Genomic DNA, 19916 nt, shown 5'->3' with positions numbered 1-19916 from the left:
CATGAAGCCGTCCGTGACGCCGTCCATGACTCCGGACGAGGCGGTGGCGGCCCTGACCGGCCCCACCGCCCCGTACCTCATCGGCGTCCGCCACCACGCGCCGTCGCTCGCCGCCGTCATGCCGGAACTGCTGGACGCCGCCAGGCCGGAGGTGCTGCTCGTCGAGCTGCCCGCCGACCTGCAGGACTGGCTGCCCTGGCTCGCTCATGCCGACACCCTGGCCCCGGTCGCGCTGGCCGCCGTCCCCGCCGGCGGGGACGGGCGCGGCCCCGCCTTCTATCCGTTCGCCGACTTCTCTCCCGAACTCGCCGCCCTGCGTTGGGCCGCCGCCCACGGCGTCCCAGTCATCGCCTGCGACCTGCCGCTGTCCGACCCGGCCTGGCACGAGCGCCGCCCGCCCGCCGCCCGGGGCAGCTCAGGCGGCGAGGGACCGGGGCTGCGTGACGCGCTGAACGCCCGGCTCACCGGGCGTCCCGGAGAGGATCTCTGGGACCGCCTCGTCGAGACCGCCGCCCCCGGCTCCACACCCGAGGCGCTGCGCCGCGCCGCCCTGCTCACCGGCTGGGCGCTGCGGCACGACGCCGAACGGGGCGGGGGAGTCGAGGCGTCGGACCCGGCCCGGGAGCGGTGGATGCGAGCCAGGATCGACGAGGTCCGGGCCTCCGGCCGCCGGGCCGCGGTCATCGTCGGTGCCTTCCACACCCCGGCGCTGCTGAGCCCGGACACCGACCCGGTCCCGCCGGCCGGCACGGCCTCCGACAGCCCGCCGTGGACGGTGTCGCTCATTCCGTACACCTACCCGCTGCTGGACGAGCGGTCCGGCTATCCGGCCGGCATCCGCGATCCCGAATGGCAGCACCTCGTCCTGCGGGCGGCGGGCAGCCCGGCCGCGATCGACGAGGCACTCCTCGGGACCGCGGTGCGGATCTGCGGCGAACTGCGCGCGCAGGACCACCCGTCGGGTCCGGCCGACGCCCGCGAGATCGTGCGGCTGGCGGGCGACCTCGCCAGGCTGCGCGGTCTGCCCGCGCCCGGCCGAGGGGAGCTCATCGAGGCCGTGCAGACGGTGCTCACCCAGGGCGAGCCCCTCGGGCGGGGGCGTGCTGTCGCCCGAGCGCTGGAACGGGTGCTGGTCGGCACCCGCTCCGGCCGGCCCGCCCCGGACGCGCCGCGCAGCGGTCTGGCACCGGCCGTCGAGGAGGAGGTCGCCCGCCTGGGCCTGCCGGGCCCCGGCGACCCGGGGACGGCCGCCGCCCGCGATCTGCGGCTGGACCCGCTGCGTTCGGACCTCGACCGCCGCCGCGAACTGCTGCTGCGCCGCCTCACGGTGTGCGGCATCCCGTACGCCTCGGCCACGGCCGTGACGGGTGCGGGCGGCAGCGACGCCGTCACCACCCGGTGGGAAGTGCGCTGGACGCCGGCCACCGCCGCCATGCTGGCCGCCGCCGGGGTCCGCGGCGTCACCCCGGGCCAGGCCGCCGAAGGCCTGCTGCGCGAACGCCGCCGCGCAGAACACGACGCGGGCGGCCCCACCGCCGAGCAGACCATCGACGGTCTGGCGGAGGCCGCCTCGTGCGGCCTGCCCGGGCTGGCGGACGCACGGCTCGAGGAGCTGGGCCAGGGTGTGCCCGCCACCGGCACACTGCCCCAACTGCTCTCCGCCCTCGCGCTGCTGGACCGCATCAGGGCCGGCCATGTCGCCGGACTCAGCGTGGACGCGGACCGCGGTGAGCGGGCCACGGCGGTCAACGAACTGCTGACCGCCGCCGCGGTCCGACAGGTCGACGGCCTCACCGGTTCCGACGATCCGGCGGACGCCCGCGCGCTGCTCGAACTCGCCCACCGCGCGGACGCCCTCGGTGGCATCCGTCTCACCGACTCCCTCACCCGGCTGGCCGCCGACGGCTCACCGCTCATGTCCGCCGCGGCCGGAGCCGTACGCGTCCTGCTCGGACACGAGGACTCGGACGCCTTCGGCACCCGCGCCGCGTCCTGGGTCGACGCCGCCGCGGACGCCGGCTCCCGGGCCGCCCTGACCGCCCGCCTCACCGGCCTGCTCACCGCGGCGGGCCCGCTCCTGGAGACCATGGCACCCGTCCTCGACCCGCTGCTGGGCCGGATCACGGATCTCGGCGACAGCTCCTTCCTGGACCGTTTGCCCGCGCTGCGCGGCGGCTTCGACACCCTCAGCCCGGCCGCCCGCGACCGGTTGCTGACGACCGTGGAGGCACGACTCGGGGACGACGTGAGCCACATCACCGACACGGACGGCATCGACCCGGCCGCGCTGGCGCGGTGGACCCGGGCCGATCTCTCCGCCCGGGAGACGCTGGGCCGGCTGGGTCTGCTGCCCGCCACCGAACCGGCTGCGGCCGGTGATCCGGCCGGGGCGGCGGACCTGACGGCACCGGCCGCCGAGTCACCGCCGCTGCCGGGCGGAGAGGAACGGATCCTGGCACCGGCCGACCGATGGCGGCTGGTGCTCGGCCGCCGGACCGACCAACTGCCTCCGTCCGCACTGCCGTTGGCCACCGCCCTGGACGAGCTGTACGGCAGCGGCCGTGGCGAGGGCTCGCGCGGTGATCTCACCGGCGGCGCCGGGGGCAACCGCGGTGGCCGCCAAGCCCCGTACCCGGGTGTCCGGGAGTGGTCCGAGGAGCTGGCCGCGCTGTTCGGTCCCGGCATCCGCGAGGAAGTGCTCGCGGCAGCCGCCGCGTCCGGGCGCCGCGATGTACTGACCGAACTCGACCCCGGCAGCGTCCGGCCCTCCGTGGACCTGCTGAAGACCGTCCTCCAGCACGCCGGCGGCCTGCCCGAGGCCCGGCTCGGCGCACTCCGTCCGCTGGTGCGCCGGCTCGTCGAGGAACTCACCCGGCAGCTCGCCACCCGACTGCGGCCGGCCATGACCGGTATGACGCTGCCCCGCCCCAGCCGGCGCCCCGGCGGACGGCTCGATCTGGCGCGCACCCTGCGCGCCAACCTCGCGACCGCGCGCATGGCACCCGACGGCAGCGTCCAGGTCATCCCCGAACGGCCGGTCTTCCGCTCCCGCGCGCGGCGCGCCGCCGACTGGCGGCTGGTCCTGGTCACCGACGTGTCGGGCTCGATGGAGTCCTCCACCATCTGGTCGGCCCTCACGGCCGCGGTGCTCGCCGGGGTACCCACCCTGTCCACCCACTTCCTGGCCTTCTCCACCGAGGTCATCGACCTCACCGACCAGGTGCACGACCCCCTCTCGCTGCTCCTCGAGGTCCGCGTCGGCGGCGGCACCCACATCGCCGCGGGACTGCGGCACGCGCGCACGCTGGTGACCGTGCCGTCCCGCACCCTCGTCGTCGTGATCAGCGACTTCGAGGAGGGCTATCCGCTCGGCGGGCTGCTCTCCGAGGTCCGTTCCCTCGTCGGGGCCGGCTGTCATGTGCTGGGCTGCGCGAGTCTGGACGACGCCGGACGTCCCCGGTACTCGACCGGTGTCGCCGGCCAGCTCGTCGCCGCCGGCATGCCGGTCGCCGCCCTCAGCCCGCTCGAACTCGCCCGCTGGGTAGGGGAGAAGATCGCATGAGCCAGGACCTCCCCGCCGTCGCACCCGCCGTGACCGCCGAGATCGTCGGCGCCCTCTCGCCCCGGCTGCGCAAACGCCTCGACGCCGCCGCGGTCAAGATCGCCGCCAGGCCCGCCGTCCGTGACGGCGACACCGTACGGATCGCGGTCGACGACGAGATCAGCCTGGAACTCCACGCCCCCGCCGGGGTGGTGACCACCCCGGACGCGATCCGCTGTGGCTGCCTGCTCGCGCCGGACTGCCTGCACCGCGCGGCCGTCGCGTCCGCGGCGCCCGTGGCCGACGACGAACCAGCGCCTTCACCCAACGACACGGACGCGAACACGGCCGCGAACGCGGACAGCGAGGCCGCTCCAGCCCCAGAAGGCGCTTCCGAGGACGTTCCGACGCCCGAACAGCGGGCGGCCGCCGGCGCTCTGTGGGCCGCCGGGGCCGCCGTTCTCGACGCGGGTATCGAAGGTGCCGGGGCCGTCCTGCAGGCCGAGTTGCTCCGGGCGGCCCACGCGGCCCGGCTCGGTGGGCTGCCCCGCCCGGCCGCGGCGGCCGTCTCGGTCGTCAACGGACTGCGCGCCGCGCGTTCCGCCGACCCGGCACACCGGCTGGGGGACCTGACCGCGGCCGTCCGTGAACTGCTCGCCACGGCCCACCGGTTGCCCGACGCGGGCGACTCCGAACTGGCCGCCCTGCGCGGCACCGCCCGACAGGCCTATGTGCCCGACGGATCCCTGCGGCTGTACGGGCTGTTCACCGAACCGCTGATCACCGCGGGCGGTTACGCCGGAGCCACCACCTGGGCCGCGGCCGCCGGCGGCCGGCTCTACACCGTCTCGGACATCGCGCCCGGCGGCCCCGGCCGGGCCGCCGCGGCGGCCGACCGCACCGTGCGGCTCGGCGACACCGCCCTCACCCACCGGGAGCTGTCGCGTGCCGGGCTCGCCCTGTCGGGGGCCACCGTCTCGCCGACCGGACGGCTCGGTGCGGGTGCGGCGGTCAAGGCGGTGCGGGCGGCGGGAGCCGTCTGGACGGCGGAACCCATCGAGGCCCTGTGGGCGGTACCGGCCGCCGAACAGGTCGCCCGTGCCCTCCGCGCCCGCGCCCCCGGTGCGGGGACCACACACGCGGGCGCCGACCTGCTCTTCCTCGACGTCACGATCCTGGGCGCCGCCCGCGAGACCGGCGGGGACTGCCTCCTCGCCGCGTGCGACGAGCTGACGCTCCGGCTCACCGCGGCCCATGACCACCCCGCACTGGCCCACCGGGACAACCTCCGGATGCTGGCGGCGCTCCCCGGCGCCCGGCTGCGGATCGTCGGCCGTCTCGTTCCGGCGCCCCAGCCCCGGTTGCACCTGCTGGCGATCGCGCACCCCGCCGATCCCGAACGCCGCGTCGACATGGGCCTGGACCGCCTCCAGCGCGCCGATCTCCCCGTCCTGCCACCTCCGGCCGGGCCCGGCTCCGGCGGCGAACCGCTGGACCAGGCCCCGCTCCATCTCCTGCACCGGCGGCTCGAACAGGCCGTCGCGGCAGGGCGCCGCTTTCTCGCCGTGCCCGGATCGCTGTCGTCCGACGCCCACCGCCTGCGCCGTTCCGCGCTCCCCACCGCCGCCGACCTCCTGGCCGCACTGCAGCAGGCCGCCACCGAACGCACCCGCGACCCCTTCGGCCGGCTGCTCCCCGCCGACACGACCCACTTCGCCCGCGCGTGGCTGGGCGCCGCCCTGTACGCCGAGGCGGCGGAGAACTCGCTCTGCGCCGCCGCCTGGCAGCCTCCCGGTGCCGCAGCCGGGTCAGGGTGAGCCCGTCGCCCGGTCACTGCATCCCATAACTGGTTACATCGAAGCAGGACCGGACAGGTGCCGGTCCGCCCATTCAAGGAGGAACGTATGGCCTTGCACTGGAAACTCGTCATCGACTGCGCCGACCCGCACCGGCTCGCCGGTTTCTGGGCACAGGCGCTGGGCTACGAGGTCGAGGACCACACCGCGCTCATCGAGCGGCTGCTGGGCGTCGGCGCGATCGGCGAGGCCGATCTGATCGAGACCGAAGGGCGCCGGGGCTGGTCGACGCTGGCAGCCGTGCGCCACCCGGAGGACCCGTTCGATGCCGCCACCGGCATGGGCCTGAACCGGCGGGTGCTCTTCCAGGGCGTCCCGGAGCCCAAGCAGGGCAAGAACCGGCTGCACATCGACCTGCACGTCGGTGCGGAGGCCCGCGAGGCGGAGGTCAAGCGGCTGGAAGGGCTCGGCGCCACCGTCCTGAACGTCGTGTCCGAGCCGGGGGGCAGCCACGTCACCATGGCCGACCCGGAGGGCAACGAGTTCGACGTCCAATAGCCAGCAGGAGCAGGAGCAGGAGCAGGAGACCGGTCGCCGCAGGCCGGTCGGGTGCTGCTGCCCTCACAGCTCCGCGGCAGAGGGCAGCAGCACCCGGAAGACGGCGCCCCCGCCGGGGGAGGTCACCAGTTCCACCTCACCGTGATGGGCCGACACCAGCGCCGAGGCGATCGCGAGGCCCAGCCCGGCACCGCCGCCGTCCTGGCGGCTGCGGGAGGCGTCCACGCGGTAGAAGCGCTCGAAGACCCGGGCCGCCTGCTCGGGCGTCAGCCCGGGTCCCGAGTCGGCGACTTCGATGACGCCGTCGGTGCCGACGGTGCCCACTCCGATCCGGACCGCGGTGCCCGGCGGGGTGTGGGCGACGGCGTTCCCGACGAGGTTGGCGACGACCTGGCGCAGCCGTGCCTCGTCGCCCAGCACCAGCGCGGCGCCGGGGGGCGTCCCCGCGCCGCCGGGCCCGGTCAGGGAGACGGAGCGGGTCGGGTCGAGCGCCGTGGTGTCGTGCAGCGCGTCGACCGCCAGGGTGCGCAGGTCCATCGGGGCGAGCTGGACGGGACGCTGTTCGTTCATCCGGACGAGCGTCAGCAGGTCCTCGACCAGGCCGCCCAGCCGCACCGCCTCGCTCTCGATGCGCGCCATGGTGCGCTTGACGTCCGCCTCGTCCGGCAGCGCACCCATCCGGTAGAGCTCCGCGAAACCGCGGATACCGGCCAGTGGTGTGCGCAGTTCATGGCTGGCGTCGGCGACGAAGCGCCGCATCTGCTCCTCGGACCGGGCGCGGACGGCGAAGGCCGACTCGATCTGGGCCAGCATGCCGTTGAGGGCACTCGACAGCCGCCCCGCCTCGGTGCGCGGGGAGGCCGCGGGCATCCGGTGCGAGAGCGGCCGCCCCGCGGCGATCTCGGCGGCGGTCGCCTCGATACGGCGCAGCGGACGCAGCCCCGCGCGCACCGCGAACCAGCCCGCCAGCCCGAGCAGCGCCACCACGACCCCGCCGATCAGCAGGAACGCGTCGCTCAGATGGTCGACGGTCGAGGAGACCTCGTCCAGCGAGGCCGCCACGACCACGCCGGACGGCAGCGCGCCGGAGGCGGAGGTCGCGGCACCGTTCTGCGCGGCGCCGGTCACCGGCACGATGAGCACCCGCCAGTTGCCGCCGCCGTGGTCGCTGGGGATGTCGAACGGCTTGCCCAGGTGCGCCCGGAGCGCGGCGGCGTCCATCACCGGCCACAGCGGGCGCGGGTCGCCGGCGGCCACCGGCAGCCGGAACTGCTCGGAGACCTTGCCGTCGGCCGCCGCGAAGGCGACGACGTACTGGCTGGGCAGCCAGGAGCGGGTGCTTCCGGCGTGCCCATAACGTGGCTGGGGAGTGCCCTCGGCGCCCAGCCGGCGGGCCACGGTCTCGCCGTACCGCCCGAGCTGCTGGTCGACCCGCTGCACCAGCCGCCCCCGGACCGAGCCGAGCACGACCGTGTCGCTGACCGTCAGCCCGAGCGCGACCAGCGCCACGGAGAGCAGCACCAGCCGGGAGCGCAGGGACAGGGCGGACGGCCGGAGTACGGCCAGCCGCCGTACCGCCTTCGTGAAGCGAACGCGCATTCCGGCTCAGCCCTGCGGGCGGCGCAGCACGTAACCGATGCCGCGCACGGTGTGGATGAGCTTGGGTGCGCCGTCCGCCCCGGAGTCCACCTTGCGGCGCACGTACGAGATGTACGACTCGACGATGCTCAGGTCGCCGCCGAAGTCGTAGGCCCAGACGTGGTCGAGGATCTGGATCTTCGACACCACGCGGTCGGCGTTCGTCATGAGATAGGCGAGCAGCTTGAACTCGGTGGGGGAGAGCGAGACGGGCCGGCCCGCTCGCAGCACCTGGTGGCCCACCGGGTCGAGTTCCAGATCGCCCGCCACCAGGCGCCCGTCGTCGGTGGGGCCGCCGGTGCGGCGCAGGATCGCGCGGATCCGCGCGATCAGCTCCTCCAGGCTGAACGGCTTGGTGACGTAGTCGTCGCCGCCCGCCGTCAGCCCGCTGATCTTGTCCTCCACCCCGTCCTTGGCAGTGAGGAAGAGCACCGGGAGACGGTCGGGTCCCGACGCGGTCCTGGCGTACGGGCCCGACTCCTCGCGCAGCCGGCGCACGACGGCGAATCCGGTCATGTCGGGCAGCATCACATCGAGCACCACCAGGTCCGGCCGCTCGCGGGCGACGGCCTCCAGGGCGTCCGCACCGGAGGCCGCGGAGACCACCTTGAACCCGACGAAGCGCAGTGACGCCGAGAGCAGCTCCCGGATGTTGGGCTCGTCGTCGACGACCAGCAGGCTGGCTTCAGGTGTGTCCATGGACTCTCGGCCCCTCGTGCGATGCGTACGGTTCTGCGGTTCCGGTCGTGCGGGGTGGGCCGATGCACCGTACGCCTTCCGGGCGTAAGGACGGAATCAGCCCCGGCCCGCCCCGAAGCCGCCGCCGCTCGCGCCGCCCTCGGTGACGGTGGTCGCGGCGATGTCGCCGGTGGCGTTCTGGCTGCCGCGTACCGTCACGGTCTGGCCGGGCTGCAGCTCGGACACCTTGCCGCTCTTGGCCTCGGTGACCTTGGTGGAGCCCGCGGTGGTGACCTTGACGATGTTGCCCTGGGCGTCGGTGACGTAGATCGTGCTGCCGTCGACGAGCTTCACCGTGCCGATCGTCAGACCGCCGCCCGCCGCCGGGCCGCCGGTACCACCGGCTCCGCCCTGACCTCCGGTCTGGCCGCCTGCCTGGCCGCCGCCGAAGGTACGGCCGCCGCCGGTCCCGGTACGGCCGGTGGCGGCGCCCGCCCCGGCGTTGAAGCCGCTGCGCCCCGCTGCGGCAGGGTTGTTCTGGACGTGGTTCTTCTCGACCAGCGCGCCGCCGGTGAAGGCCGCCGCGGCCACCACGCCGCCGGAGAGCAGCAGCGTCAGCCAGGGCAGGCTCCGCCGGGGCGGGGCGCTGAGCTCCGCCGAGATGTCCCGGGCGTCCGGCGGCTCGGCGAGGACGTCCTCGGGCCGGGCCGCCGGCCGGCCGCCGGGGCTCTCCAGGAGCTCCGCCCGGCCGGGCTCCCCGAAGGCGTGGGGCTCCGCTGCCGAGGTGCCGGGGACCACCGGCAGACGGGTGGTGCCGTCCGGGTCGCTGAAGCCGGGGTCGTACGCGGTGTAGGTGTCGGACGGCGCCGGATCCTGGGCGTCGGCCTTCACGAGATCGGTGCGGCGTCGGGCCATGTCCGCTTCTCCTGTCCGTGCTGTCGAGGGGGAATGATCGAGGTGGGGCGAGCGAGCGGGGGAGTGCGACGCCGCGGCGTCGTCCCCCGTCGTCTCACTCGTGCCGCAGGGCCTCGATGGGCCGCAGGCTCGCGGCGCGGTTGGCCGGGTAGCTGCCGAAGAACAGTCCGATCGCCACGGCGATGGCGAACGCGCCGACGACCGACTCCGGGATGACCACCGGTTTTATGCCGACGATCGTGAAGTGGGAGCCGATGAGCCCCACCGCCACCCCGAGCCCGCCGCCGACCAGCGACAGCAGTGTCGACTCGGCCAGGAACTGCCCCAGGATGACGCCCCGCGGGGCGCCGATCGCCTTGCGGATCCCGATCTCCCGGGTCCGCTCGGTCACCGTCACCAGCATGATGTTGGTGATGCCGATCCCGCCGACCAGCAGCGAGATCGCGGCCACCGCACCCAGCAGCACCGTGAAGGTCTTGTTGGTCGACGCCTGGGTGGTCAGCAGCGACTCCTGGCTGCTCACCCGGAAGTCGAGCGCCGACGGGTCCTTGAGGCCGTGCAGCCCCATCAGTACGGCGGTGATCTCGTTCTGCGCCGGGGTCGTGGCGTCGGCCGACTTCGCCTCGACCAGGATCTGGTTCAGCGAGCCGAAGCCGGTGAACGCGTTCTGCACGGTCGTCAGCGGGGCGACCACGACATCGTCCGGGTCCTGGAAACCGGTGCCGCCCTTGGCCGCCAGCTCACCGACCACGGTGAACGGGGTGCCGCCGAGCACCACCGACCGGCCGATCGGGCTGGCGGTCCCGAACAGGTCGGTCGCCGTGGTGGCACCGATCACCGCCACCTTGCGGGAGTTGAGCACGTCGTCGGCACTGAAGTAGTCGCCCTTGACGACCTTGCTGTTCGAGGCTTCGAAGTACGCCGGATAGGTGCCCACGACCTGGCCGACCGTGTGCGAGGTGCCCTGGTACAGCGCCGTCTGGGAGGTGGTGACCTCCGGCGCGACGGCCTGGACGCTGGGTGCCTGGGCGGGGTCGGCGAGTGCCTTGGCATCGGCGACCGTCAGCGGTTTCACGGTTGACGAGGAGCGCCCGCCGCCGAAGCCGGCGCCCGAGGAGATGGTCAGGGAGTTGGTGCCCAGCTTCTCGATGGAGTCCTTCACCGCCTGCGAGGAGCCGTTGCCCACCGCGAGGAGCAGGATGACCGCGGCCACCCCGATCAGTACCCCGAGCATGGTCAGCGCGGACCGCACCTTGTTCGCCGCGAGTCCGCCGAAGGCGAAGCGCAGCGTCTCGAACGGGTTCACCGGCTGCCTCCACCGGTCAGCGCCTGCGAGGAAGGCGAGGGGTGCGGTGCGTGCGGGGAGGCGGCCGCGAAGGCTGCGGGATCCCGCAGCGCGGGCGGCGGACCGTCCGCCGGCGCCTGCCGTACGTCCTCCACGACCTGGCCGTCGACCAGCCGCAGCACGCGCTTGGCGTGCCGGGCGACCTCGTCCTCGTGAGTGATCAGCACGACGGTGCGCCCCGAGGCGTTGAGCCGGTCGACGATGGCGAGCACCTCCTCGGTGCTGTGGCTGTCCAGGTTTCCGGTCGGTTCGTCCGCCAGCAGCATCGCCGGCGCCGTGACCAGCGCCCGCGCCACCGCCACCCGCTGCTGCTGCCCGCCGGACAGCTCATTGGGACGGTGGTCCATCCGGTCGGCGAGACCCACCAGCTCCAGGGCCGCCACCGCGCGGCGGCGCCGCTCGGCCGTCTTCACCCCGGCGTAGGCCAACGGCAGTTCCACCTGCGCGAGCGCGGACGTGCGCGGCACCAGGTTGAAGGACTGGAAGACGAATCCGATCTTGCGGTTGCGGACCAGCGAGAGCTGGTGCTCGTCCAGTCCGCCCACATCGATCCCGTCCAGCAGGTACCGGCCGGAGGTGGGCACGTCCAGACAGCCGAGGATGTTCATCAGCGTCGACTTGCCCGACCCCGAACTGCCCATCACGGCCACCATGTCGCCCTGTCGTACCACCAGGTCGACGCCGGGCGCCCTGCCGCTGTCCGGGTCCGGCGGGCCGCCGAGCGCGCGCACGACCGCGTCGCCGTGCCCGTACGTCTTGAGCAGCGACCGCACCTCGATCACCGGCGCGGGCCCCCAGGGGCCGTCCGCACGTGGGTCGGGCCCGCTCGCCGCCGCCTCGCGGCGGCGCAGCCGCAGCCCCAGGGCCGGGGTCATCCGCGGCCACCCCCGCCGCCGGTGCGGATCCCGCCGCCACCCGTACCGCCACCGCCGGTGGCGCCGCCGGTGCGGGTCCGCCCGGCACCGCCGAGACCGCCGGGGAAGGCGCCGCTCGGGAAACCGCTCGTCCCGGACGAGGACACGGTGGTGATCTGGACCTGCTGGCCCTCGGTGAGGCCGGAGGCGATCTGGTCCTCGGTGTCGCCCTCCACGCCGACCGTCACGCTCGTCTGCTGGGTGCTGCCGTCGGGCCTGACCACCGTCACCGTGCGGTTCGCTCCGGTGCCGGACACCGCCGCCGTCGGCACGTACAGCGCTCCGGAGGCCTCGCTCGTCACGACCTGGATGGTGGCGCTGAGTCCGGTGCGCAGGCCCTCGGTCGGGCTGGTGATGGCGAGGGTCGCCGCGTACTGCACGGCGCTTCCCGAACCGCTGCCGCCGCTCGAGCCCGATCCGCTGCTCACGGGCAGCGAACTGACCGAGAGCACCTTGGCGTTGAGCACGGTTCCGGACTCGGCGTTCAGGGTGACCGTGGCCGTCTGGCCGGGCTTCAGCTTGAGGGTGTCGGACTCCGAGAAGTTGGCCGTCACCTGCATACCGGTCGGATTGGTGAGCACGACGAAGCCGGTGGGCGTGGTCGAGGAGCCGGTGGAACTGCTGCTCCCCGAGCCGGATCCCGACCCGGAACCGGATCCGGATCCGCCGGACGAGCCGCCCGCCGTGGAACTGCCCGTGCCGGACACCGACTGCCCGGTCTTGCCGGACACCGAGGCCACGGTGCCGTCGACCGGAGACCTCAGCACCGTTCCGTCGACCGCGCGCTGCGCCGCGTCCACGGTGTTCTGCGCCTGGGTCAGCTGGGCCTGGGCCTGTGCGAGCTGGGCCGGATCGACGGTGGGCGTCGGGGTGGGGGTCGGGGTGGGCGTCGCGTTGCCCTGGGAACGGCCCGAGCCGCCGGACGAGCTGTTGGACGACCCGCCGCCGGAACCCGTCGTCGTGGAACTCGGCTGGCCCTCCTCCACCTTGGTGAGGTTGGCCTGCGCCGCGGTCAGCGACGCCTGGCCCTGGGCGAGCGCCTCCTTGGCCGCTGTCGCGTCCACCTTGGCGAGCACCTTGCCCTTGGCTATCTTGTCGCCGGGTTTGACGTCGACCTCGGTGAGCTGGCCGCCGGTGGTGAAGTTCACCCCGGCGTCGCTGGGCGAGGTGAGCGACCCGGAACCGGAGACCGTCGCCAGCACCGTGCCCTTGGCGACCGTCACCGTCCGCGTACCGGCCCGTGCGGGGGTGTCGCTGCCGCTGTTCACCGTCGCATAGGCGCCACCGGCACCCGCGAGGACCACAACGCCGAGCGCCGAGTTGATCAGGACGGCCCTGCGCCGTCGTGGGAGCACCTTCATGGCGGCACATCCTGGCCGTCCGCACCTTTGAATTCCTGGGAGAAGTCTGGGAGTTCCCTGGGAGCCCGAACGGCCGTATACCGCGCTATTGGGACGACAGCCCATCGAACGGACCCCGATCCGCGCTCCCCGGGCCCCGCCACGACGCCGACTGCCAGGGAACTCACAGCCAGTCCCCTGGCAGCCCCCACCTGCGTGCGGTTCAGTCATGGGCCGCCGGCAGCGCGGGTCCCCGACCCGCGCCCCACCTGACGTCGCAGACCGCTGACCCGTCCAACGCTCCGAGGAGACAACGGCCATGACCTGGACCACCGACGGGCCGTCCACCGACAGGCCGTCCACCGCCCGGCCGTCCACCACGCGACCTGCTCTCCGGGCCGCCGCGGCGGCCGCCGTTCTCGCCTCCGGCGTCCTGCTGCTCGCCGCGTGTTCCTCCTCGACGGCCGCTTCGGGCGCCGCGGCCAAGCCGTCCGCCTCCGGGTCGGCGTCCGGGGCGGCCCGGATGGACGCCTACCGCCAGTGCCTCGCGCAGCACGGTGTCACCCTGCCGGCGCGGCCGAGCGGCAGCGCGCGGCCGGGAGGCGGCGACGGCACGCCGGGAGCCGGCGGGGGCAGCCGCCGGCCCGGTGGCGGTTTCGGTGGCTTCGGCGGTGGCGGCGCCTCCGCGGATCCGGCCCGCCAGCAGGCGATGCAGGCCTGCGCGTCGCTGCGACCGAAGACCGGCGGCCAGGGCGGGAACCGGGGCGGTTTCGGCGGCGACAGCACCGCGATGAAGGCCTTCACCAGCTGTCTGAAGGACCACGGCGTCGTGCTGCCCTCCGCGTCCCCCGGCAGCGGCGGCCCGCGCGGCTTCAACACCTCGGACCCCAAGACGGCCCAGGCCTACCGGACCTGCCGGGTCCTCCTCCCGCAGCGCCCCTCCGGTGCTCCCACCGGAACCGCCAGCCCCTCCGCCTGACGCCGGGTACGAGGCGCCCGTCCCCCGCGCGGGGGACGGGGTCCGTCCCCGGGCATGATCCGGTGCGGCGGTCGCCGGGACAGCCTGGTCACATGGTCGCTCACGAGATTCCCGCAGTCGTCCGCCGCAGCCCGCTTCCCGCCCGATGGGTGGTCGGCGCCGCGCATGCCGCCGCGCTCACCGCCGTCCCGTCCGGGATATGGCGGATCACGATGGGGCTCGGGGTCCCGGTGGGGTTCGACACCACCGGCCTGGGAGCCCCCGGCTGGTTCAGCGTCGTGTGCGTCGCGATGGGCCTGGGCATCGAGGGACTGACGCTGCTCACCCTGGGACTGGTCAGGCCCTGGGGCGAGACGGTCCCGCGCTGGATCCCGGTCGTCGGAGGCCGGCGGGTCCCGCCGCTCGCGGCGGTGATCCCGGCCGCGCTCGGCGCGATCACCCTGATGCTGCTGTCGATCCCCAACGCGAAGGGCTTCGGCGGCGCGGAAGGAGCGCCGACGGGACCCGCACTCGTGGTGATGGACGCCTGTTACGCGCCCCTGCTGCTGTGGGGTCCGCTGCTCGGCGTGGTCACGATCTCCTACTACCGGCGCCGCCGCGGGCAGTAGGCGCGGCGGCGCGAACACTCTCCGCTCCGGCCACCCGCTCCTCCGAGCACCGGGCGGACCGGAGCCGGGCGGACCGGAGCCGGGCGGCCGCCCGGGTGTTCTGCCCTGCTGGTACCGGTGTTCAGCCCTGCTGTACCGCGGCAAGGCCCTTCTGCAGGTCCTCGCCGTTCATCACCGGCTGGATCTCGATCCTCGCGCCGAGTTCGGCGAAGAGCGGTTCCGCGATGGAGGGCAGCAGCGAACTGTCCGTCATGTTGAAGACGAAGGTGCACGACCGGTCGCCCTCGCTGGGGCCGAAGTAGGCCGCCTCGGGCTTGAGGAGTTCCGACAGCTGCTGCATGACCTGCCCCAGCCTGCCGCTCTTGAACGCCGCGTTCCCGGCCTGGGTGTCCAGATGCGCCCTCAGCATGACCCGCATGGGACTCGCTCCTTCCGTCCACCACGCCCGGCGCGGTCACGCCCGCGCTCACGGAGACCTGGTGACGTCGAGCTCAGCCTCTCCTCGGGTGATCGGGGTGGCAACATCTCATCGCCCGTCCGTGCCGACCCGGAAACCGTGACGCCTCCAGGGTGCGGGGACGCGGGCCTACGTGAGGTCGAACCGGGCGCTGACGCGCTTGCCCACCGGTACGAGTTCCATCGTCAGGCCGTCGCAGAGCCGGAGCACGATCTCCATGCCGTGCCCGCCGATCCGCAGCGGATCGGGGGCGAAGACCCGCGGCAGGGTGCTGCCGCTGTCCCACACGGTGACGTGGACGGACTCGGCGTCGCCGGCCAGCTCCACCAGATAGGGGCCGCCGGAGTGGCGCTCCGCGTTGGTGGCCAGCTCACTGACCACCAGCAGGATGTCCTGCATCTGTTCCGCGCCGACCGGGGCGTACCACTCGGCGGCGAGCTGGTGCAGGAAGTCGGCCGTCAGCCGGCGGGCGGCGCCGATACTGCCGACCGCGCCGTCGTAGTGCGCGGCCCGGTGGTGCGTGGCGGCCTGCACCGGCGGCGGCATGGCCGGCGTACGCCGTTTGATCCCGATCATGTCGCTCCTGCCCCCGTGATGGCCCGCGGGCCCGAACACTGACGCCTCTCCTACCCCGGGGACAGCGACCTATACCTGTCAGTAGCAAACCGTCGGTCAGCCGCTCGCGCCGTCGGCCGGCGGAGCGGGCCGTCGGTCAGCCGATCGCGATCACCGGGTGCTGCGCCGGGTCGGCCCAGCGCAGCACGTTGGTGAGGACGCTCTGCGGAATCGCGACGCAGCCCGCGGTGGGACCCGCCTTGGGGCCGAGCGCGTGCAGGAAGATCCCGGCGCCGCGGCCCTTGACCGCGGGACCGGTGTTGAAGTTGATCACCAGCGCATTGCGGTACTGCACGGGGTAGTTGATGAGGTGCTCACTGCCGTGGTCGCCGGCCTCCGTCAGCGGGAAGCCACCCTGCGCGGCCTGGCGCATGCGGTTGTAGTAACGCGAGTCCGGGTCCTCCACCCACCAGTCCGCCGCGGTGACCCGGTGGTACGGCATCCGGGTGCCGGGATCGGCGGCGACGCCGAAGCCCTGGGTGAGGGTGTAGGTGCCGGTGGGTGTCGTGTACGTGCCCTGCTTGCGGGTGGCGCCGTTGGTGATGCCGTGCGAGCCCACCCGCGCCGCGGAGGTCTCGTACCGCTTGATCCAGATGGCGCCGGTCTGCTGCCAGGCGATGACGGTCGCGTACGTACCGTGGGCCTGCACACTGATCACCTGATGGGCGGACCCGACCGTCACCGGCACCGGGAAGCGGGGCGGGGGAGCGGCGGCACCGTGAGCCGGTACCGACCCGAGCAGGGTGCCGGTGACGGCCCAGACGGTGATCGCGGCCACCGCGGCGGCCCGCCGCGAGCGGGGCCTGAGTGATATGACGCGTCGTCCGACAGCGGTCCCGCCGAGGTGTGTGAGTCCCATCGGCACACTCTAGAGCGGCATCCGGCCGCCGGCGCCAGGAGTTCGGCCGGCCGTGTCGGAGACGAGTTGACGGACGCGGCCCGGAAGGAAACGGTCCGGCAGGTGCCCGGTTCAGCGGGCGTCGGATGGCACCCGGTTCAGCAGGTGTCGGCGAGCATGCCCGCGCGCAGCCGGGCCAGCACGGAGCTGAGCAGCCGGGAGACGTGCATCTGCGAGACACCGAGCTCGGCGCCGATCTGGGCCTGCGTCAGCTCGTCACCGAAGCGCATCTGCAGGATGCGGCGGTCGCGCTCGTTGAGCTGCGCCACCAGCGGCTTGAGCGTCTGCAGGTTCTCGACGCCCGCCATGGCCGGGTCGAGATCGCCGATCCGGTCGGCGAGGCCGCCGCCCCGCTCGTCGTCCTCCGAGGCGGGCATGTCCAGCGATCCGGCGGTGTAGCCGTTGCTGGCCATCAGGCCGTCGACGACCTCTTCGGTCGTCAGGTCCAGATGGGCGGCCAGCTCGGCGGTGGTGGGGGAGCGGTCCAGCCGGGCGGACAGGTCGTCGACGGCCTTCGCCAGCGACAACCGCAGTTCCTGCAGCCGGCGCGGAACGTGGACGGCCCAGCTCGTGTCGCGGAAGAACCGCTTGATCTCACCGATGATGTACGGCACCGCGAAGGTGGGGAACTCCACCTCACGCGACAGGTCGAAGCGGTCGATGGCCTTGATCAGCCCGATGGTCCCGACCTGGACGATGTCCTCGAAGGGCTCCGACCGGTTGCGGAAACGCCGGGCGGCGAACTTCACCAGGGCCATGTTCAGCTCGATCAGGGTGTTCCGCGCGTACTGGTACTCGTGCGTTCCCTCTTCGAGCACCTGCAGCTGATCGAAGAAGATCTTCGACAGCGCCCGTGCGTCGGTCGGGGCGACCTTGCCGGCGTCCTCCACCCAGGGCAGTTCCGGCACCGGCACCGTTTCCGGCGCCGTCCCCGGCGCGACGGCGGTGCGCGATAGGCCCTGTGCCCTGGCTACTGCGCCCATGAGGTCGCATCTCCCTGTGGTTGGTGTTCGCCGGTCCCGACGACACTCCGTCTGCCCGCGATCCCGCACCCCATGCCTGCCGGGGCCCACCGGTTCTCCGGGAGGGGCCGAAAACCCGGAAGCATGAGCGGTTCACCTGGGGGCATGCGCTGGTCAGGAGGTTGATAACCATGGGTCCACTGCTTCTGGTCCTACTGCTCGCGCTGATTCTCTTCGGCGCCGGATTCGCCCTGAAGATCCTCTGGTGGGTCGCGGTGATCGTCCTGGTGGTCTGGCTGCTCGGCTTCGTGATGCGCGGTACTGGGGCATCCGGCAGCCGTGGCCGCTGGTACCGCTGGTAGCCGTGACACACGAGGTGACCGACGGGAACACGCACAGGTACGGGAACACGCACAGGTAGACGTATGACAGGTGGGGCCCGGCAGTTCCGACTGCCGGGCCCCACCTGACCTACTCGCCGTGCCCGGACCGCCACTCGGTGTGCCCGGGAACGGTCAAAGGCCCTGCCCCGCACGGCTCTTCATGGCACGATGCTGTCTCCGCGATCACGCCACCGCGAGGGGGACGGGCATGGTGCAGGCGCCGCCCCCTGGGCTGGGCGAGATCGACGCACTGGTGCATGAATGCTGGTCACGGCCGCCCCGGGCACCGGACCGCGCACTGCCGCTGATCGCACTGCTGGGACGGCCGGGCAGTGGCAAGACGTTCGCCCTCGACCACTTCGAGGCGGTGACCCGCGGGGCCCCCGCCGCCCGGGTCGACTTCGCGGCGGCGGACGAACAGCGACCGTACGAGGTCGCCGTGCATCTGGCCTTCCTGCTGGCGCGCAAGCACACCGGGATCAAGCCGCTGCGCTTTCCGCGGCTGCTGCTCGGACTGCTCGCCGTGCAGCCCGAACTGTCGCTGACCGACCGGGAGCAGGCCACCCGCGAACTGCGCAAGGCGTTACGCCAGGCCCGCAGCCGCGGCGCCGCGGTCGACGCGGGCGAGGGGATCAGCTCGATCGTCGACTCGCTCGGCCTGTCGCCGATCCCCGGCACCGACCTGATCATCGGCGTGCTGCTGCGCGGGTTCGAGTACATGCCGACCCGCACCTTCCTCAACCAGACGTACCACTGGTACGGCTCGCTCGGGCCGCCCACCGCGATGGACGAGCTGGTCGAGCTGAACCGGCGCAGCCGCAGCGCGGCGGAGGAGCACCGGGAGGCGGTGGACCGGCGGCTGTGCGAGGCGTTCCTCGCCGATCTGCGCGCCGCGTACGGGCACGCGCGCCGGGACCACAACTGCCTGGTGCTGCTCGACAACATCGACCACAGCCACGGCACCCGCTTCCTGGACCTGCTGGTACGGCTGCGCGCCGAGCACGCGGTGTCGCAACCGGGGAGGTACGACCCGCTGCTGATCGTGGCGACGAGTGCCACCACCCGCGCGGTGCCCGGCCCCGCCGACGGCCGGCCCGGCGACCCCTACATCCAGGTGGCCGACCGTGCCTCGTACGCCGACTGGCGGCCCCGCACCGACGCCCCGCCCGCCGACTGGTGGTACCCGGTGCGGCTGCGGGACCTGTACGAGGTCGAGGTGTCGCTCGAGGCGGGACGCCATCCCGTGCACGCCACGCGGCTGGCCCGCGCCACCCCGCTGGTGCACCGGCTCACCTACGGCCACCCCTGGAGCGTCCAGCAGGTGCACACCGCCATCGGCGGGCTGCTCGCGGCGGGTGTCTCCGACCGTGATCTGTACGGCCTGCTGGACACCCCGGTGCCGGGGGACGGCGGCGACCCGGTGCGCAGGCCGCCGCTCGGCACCGTGGTCCGCGACCATCTGCTCGAGGGGCTGACCACCGACCAGCGGGCCGCGGCCGTACCGGTCGCCGCGGCCAGGACTCCGGCGGCGGCCGTCAACTCCGGGCTGCTCAACGAGCTGTCCGAGCACGCCCGGGACACCGTGATGCTGGAACTGCGCAACCAGCTGTGGCTGTTCACCGCAATCCCCGAGGACGCCAACACCCGTGGCGGACGCGGCCCGTCCGGCTATCTGCTGGCACCCGGCGCCCCCGAGGAGCGGCCGGTCCTGCACCCGTGGCTGCGACTGCTGCTGCTGGAGGAACTCGCCGGACGGCCGGCCGCTCCGGCCGGCGGACCGGCCGCCTGGCAGCAGGCGCACCAAGCGCTGTGTGCCTGGCACGAGCGGCTCAGCCGCCCGCTGGACGCCCTCTACCACCGGCTCGCACTCAACGAACTCGACACGGTGGTCAGGCATTTCGCGCACGGCTTCGGCGCCGCCGACGCGGTGCCGTGGCTGCGCGAGCTCTACCACGTCACCGCCGCCCCGATGCACCGCGCGCAGCTCACGGACGCGCAGCCGTCGCACAACGCGGGCCAGCTGGCCCGCGAGCACGCGCCGGCCGCCTACGCCGATCCGGTCACCGGCCGTCCGCTCGCCGAGCTGGCGGCCGCGCTGTGGCTCGCGGGCGATCCCCGCAACCGGCTCCCACCGGGCCGCCCGGAACTCAACTACAAGATCAGCGCCATGTTCCGGCAGCTGGCGCTGGCGGCGGACGCCGACACCGACACGCTGCTGGACGAGGCCGCCCGCTTCACCGACTGAGGGCCGAAGCCGGTCCGTCCGATCGATCCCTGCCGAGGAGGAGC

General features: G+C 73.7%; 17 protein-coding genes. 7 read left to right on the top strand and 10 right to left on the bottom strand.

Annotation, left to right across the window (positions count from 1 at the left end):
- The first annotated feature begins 1 nt into the window (after position 1).
- The 3 genes from LNW72_RS05670 to LNW72_RS05660 all read left to right on the top strand — a co-directional run bounded on the left by LNW72_RS05670 (position 2) and on the right by LNW72_RS05660 (position 5895).
- Positions 2-3562, top strand: coding sequence for a DUF5682 family protein (locus LNW72_RS05670; RefSeq protein WP_250974356.1), 3561 nt, complete (start codon positions 2-4; stop codon positions 3560-3562).
- Positions 3559-5358, top strand: coding sequence for a hypothetical protein (locus LNW72_RS05665; protein WP_250974355.1), 1800 nt, complete (start codon positions 3559-3561; stop codon positions 5356-5358). The genes LNW72_RS05670 and LNW72_RS05665 overlap by 4 nt, the downstream gene beginning before the upstream one ends.
- 87 nt (positions 5359-5445) lie before the next feature.
- Complete coding sequence (locus tag LNW72_RS05660; protein WP_250974354.1) at positions 5446-5895, top strand: VOC family protein; 450 nt, start codon at positions 5446-5448, stop codon at positions 5893-5895.
- A gap of 63 nt (positions 5896-5958) precedes the next feature.
- Here LNW72_RS05660 and LNW72_RS05655 read toward each other — a convergent pair whose 3' ends face one another.
- From LNW72_RS05655 to LNW72_RS05630, 6 genes are all read right to left on the bottom strand, one after another.
- Positions 5959-7494 carry an ATP-binding protein gene (locus LNW72_RS05655; protein WP_250974353.1) on the bottom strand — a complete coding sequence of 512 codons (1536 nt, stop codon included), beginning with the start codon at positions 7492-7494 and terminating at the stop codon, positions 5959-5961.
- 6 nt (positions 7495-7500) lie between these two features.
- The gene (locus tag LNW72_RS05650) at positions 7501-8232 is read right to left on the bottom strand and encodes a response regulator transcription factor (protein ID WP_250974352.1); all 732 of its coding nucleotides are present in this window, start codon (positions 8230-8232) and stop codon (positions 7501-7503) included.
- A gap of 96 nt (positions 8233-8328) precedes the next feature.
- On the bottom strand, positions 8329-9126 hold the full coding sequence (locus LNW72_RS05645; protein ID WP_250974351.1) for a DUF5666 domain-containing protein: 798 nt from the start codon (positions 9124-9126) through the stop codon (positions 8329-8331).
- 94 nt (positions 9127-9220) lie between these two features.
- A complete protein-coding gene (locus LNW72_RS05640; RefSeq protein ID WP_250974350.1) occupies positions 9221-10432 on the bottom strand; it encodes an ABC transporter permease in 1212 nt (403 codons plus the stop codon).
- Positions 10429-11346, bottom strand: coding sequence for an ABC transporter ATP-binding protein (locus LNW72_RS05635; protein WP_250974349.1), 918 nt, complete (start codon positions 11344-11346; stop codon positions 10429-10431). Before LNW72_RS05635 ends, LNW72_RS05640 begins: the two co-directional genes overlap by 4 nt.
- A complete protein-coding gene (locus LNW72_RS05630; protein ID WP_250974348.1) occupies positions 11343-12746 on the bottom strand; it encodes a biotin/lipoyl-binding protein in 1404 nt (467 codons plus the stop codon). The genes LNW72_RS05635 and LNW72_RS05630 overlap by 4 nt, the downstream gene beginning before the upstream one ends.
- 298 nt (positions 12747-13044) lie before the next feature.
- Between LNW72_RS05630 and LNW72_RS41095 the strand changes: the two genes are divergently transcribed.
- Together LNW72_RS41095 and LNW72_RS05615 are read left to right on the top strand one after the other, a co-directional pair.
- Positions 13045-13704, top strand: a complete 660-nt coding sequence (locus tag LNW72_RS41095) for a hypothetical protein (protein ID WP_285369312.1) — start codon at positions 13045-13047, stop codon at positions 13702-13704.
- Positions 13705-13796: 92 nt separating this feature from the next.
- Entirely contained in the window at positions 13797-14312 is a 516-nt protein-coding gene (locus tag LNW72_RS05615) for a hypothetical protein (protein WP_250974346.1), read from the top strand.
- 121 nt (positions 14313-14433) lie between these two features.
- Here the strand turns inward: LNW72_RS05615 and LNW72_RS05610 are convergent, their stop codons facing one another.
- The 4 genes from LNW72_RS05610 to LNW72_RS05595 all read right to left on the bottom strand — a co-directional run bounded on the left by LNW72_RS05610 (position 14434) and on the right by LNW72_RS05595 (position 17265).
- Entirely contained in the window at positions 14434-14730 is a 297-nt protein-coding gene (locus tag LNW72_RS05610; RefSeq protein ID WP_250974345.1) for a hypothetical protein, read from the bottom strand.
- Between the two features lie 168 nt (positions 14731-14898).
- Complete coding sequence (locus LNW72_RS05605; protein ID WP_250974344.1) at positions 14899-15345, bottom strand: ATP-binding protein; 447 nt, start codon at positions 15343-15345, stop codon at positions 14899-14901.
- Between the two features lie 136 nt (positions 15346-15481).
- Positions 15482-16162, bottom strand: coding sequence for a L,D-transpeptidase family protein (locus LNW72_RS05600; RefSeq protein ID WP_250974343.1), 681 nt, complete (start codon positions 16160-16162; stop codon positions 15482-15484).
- A 218-nt stretch (positions 16163-16380) separates the two neighbouring features.
- On the bottom strand, positions 16381-17265 hold the full coding sequence (locus tag LNW72_RS05595) for an RNA polymerase sigma factor SigF (protein ID WP_250974342.1): 885 nt from the start codon (positions 17263-17265) through the stop codon (positions 16381-16383).
- Positions 17266-17435: 170 nt separating this feature from the next.
- Between LNW72_RS05595 and LNW72_RS05590 the strand changes: the two genes are divergently transcribed.
- Together LNW72_RS05590 and LNW72_RS05585 are read left to right on the top strand one after the other, a co-directional pair.
- Complete coding sequence (locus tag LNW72_RS05590; protein ID WP_138354488.1) at positions 17436-17606, top strand: hydrophobic protein; 171 nt, start codon at positions 17436-17438, stop codon at positions 17604-17606.
- 229 nt (positions 17607-17835) lie between these two features.
- Positions 17836-19872 (top strand): hypothetical protein, encoded by a 2037-nt coding sequence (locus tag LNW72_RS05585; RefSeq protein ID WP_250974341.1) that lies wholly within the window; start codon positions 17836-17838, stop codon positions 19870-19872.
- Positions 19873-19916: the final 44 nt, after the last annotated feature.

The organism is Streptomyces sp. RKAG293 (assembly GCF_023701745.1).
In the GTDB taxonomy this organism is placed as follows: domain Bacteria; phylum Actinomycetota; class Actinomycetes; order Streptomycetales; family Streptomycetaceae; genus Actinacidiphila.
Note: the sequence above shows the minus strand (reverse complement) of the source record. Positions and strands in the feature narration are given on the sequence as shown.

Bases quoted from the DNA above. Each gene is read 5' to 3' on its own strand.
- LNW72_RS05590 (WP_138354488.1), top strand. From the start codon at position 17,436: ATGGGTCCACTGCTTCTGGTCCTACTGCTCGCGCTGATTCTCTTCGGC.
- LNW72_RS05610 (WP_250974345.1), bottom strand. From the start codon at position 14,730: ATGCGGGTCATGCTGAGGGCGCATCTGGACACCCAGGCCGGGAACGCG.
- LNW72_RS05635 (WP_250974349.1), bottom strand. From the start codon at position 11,346: ATGACCCCGGCCCTGGGGCTGCGGCTGCGCCGCCGCGAGGCGGCGGCG.
- LNW72_RS05615 (WP_250974346.1), top strand. From the start codon at position 13,797: ATGGTCGCTCACGAGATTCCCGCAGTCGTCCGCCGCAGCCCGCTTCCC.
- LNW72_RS05585 (WP_250974341.1), top strand. From the start codon at position 17,836: ATGGTGCAGGCGCCGCCCCCTGGGCTGGGCGAGATCGACGCACTGGTG.
- LNW72_RS05655 (WP_250974353.1), bottom strand. From the start codon at position 7,494: ATGCGCGTTCGCTTCACGAAGGCGGTACGGCGGCTGGCCGTACTCCGG.
- LNW72_RS05645 (WP_250974351.1), bottom strand. From the start codon at position 9,126: ATGGCCCGACGCCGCACCGATCTCGTGAAGGCCGACGCCCAGGATCCG.
- LNW72_RS05660 (WP_250974354.1), top strand. From the start codon at position 5,446: ATGGCCTTGCACTGGAAACTCGTCATCGACTGCGCCGACCCGCACCGG.
- LNW72_RS05665 (WP_250974355.1), top strand. From the start codon at position 3,559: ATGAGCCAGGACCTCCCCGCCGTCGCACCCGCCGTGACCGCCGAGATC.
- LNW72_RS41095 (WP_285369312.1), top strand. From the start codon at position 13,045: ATGACCTGGACCACCGACGGGCCGTCCACCGACAGGCCGTCCACCGCC.
- LNW72_RS05595 (WP_250974342.1), bottom strand. From the start codon at position 17,265: ATGGGCGCAGTAGCCAGGGCACAGGGCCTATCGCGCACCGCCGTCGCG.
- LNW72_RS05650 (WP_250974352.1), bottom strand. From the start codon at position 8,232: ATGGACACACCTGAAGCCAGCCTGCTGGTCGTCGACGACGAGCCCAAC.
- LNW72_RS05670 (WP_250974356.1), top strand. From the start codon at position 2: ATGAAGCCGTCCGTGACGCCGTCCATGACTCCGGACGAGGCGGTGGCG.
- LNW72_RS05605 (WP_250974344.1), bottom strand. From the start codon at position 15,345: ATGATCGGGATCAAACGGCGTACGCCGGCCATGCCGCCGCCGGTGCAG.
- LNW72_RS05630 (WP_250974348.1), bottom strand. From the start codon at position 12,746: ATGAAGGTGCTCCCACGACGGCGCAGGGCCGTCCTGATCAACTCGGCG.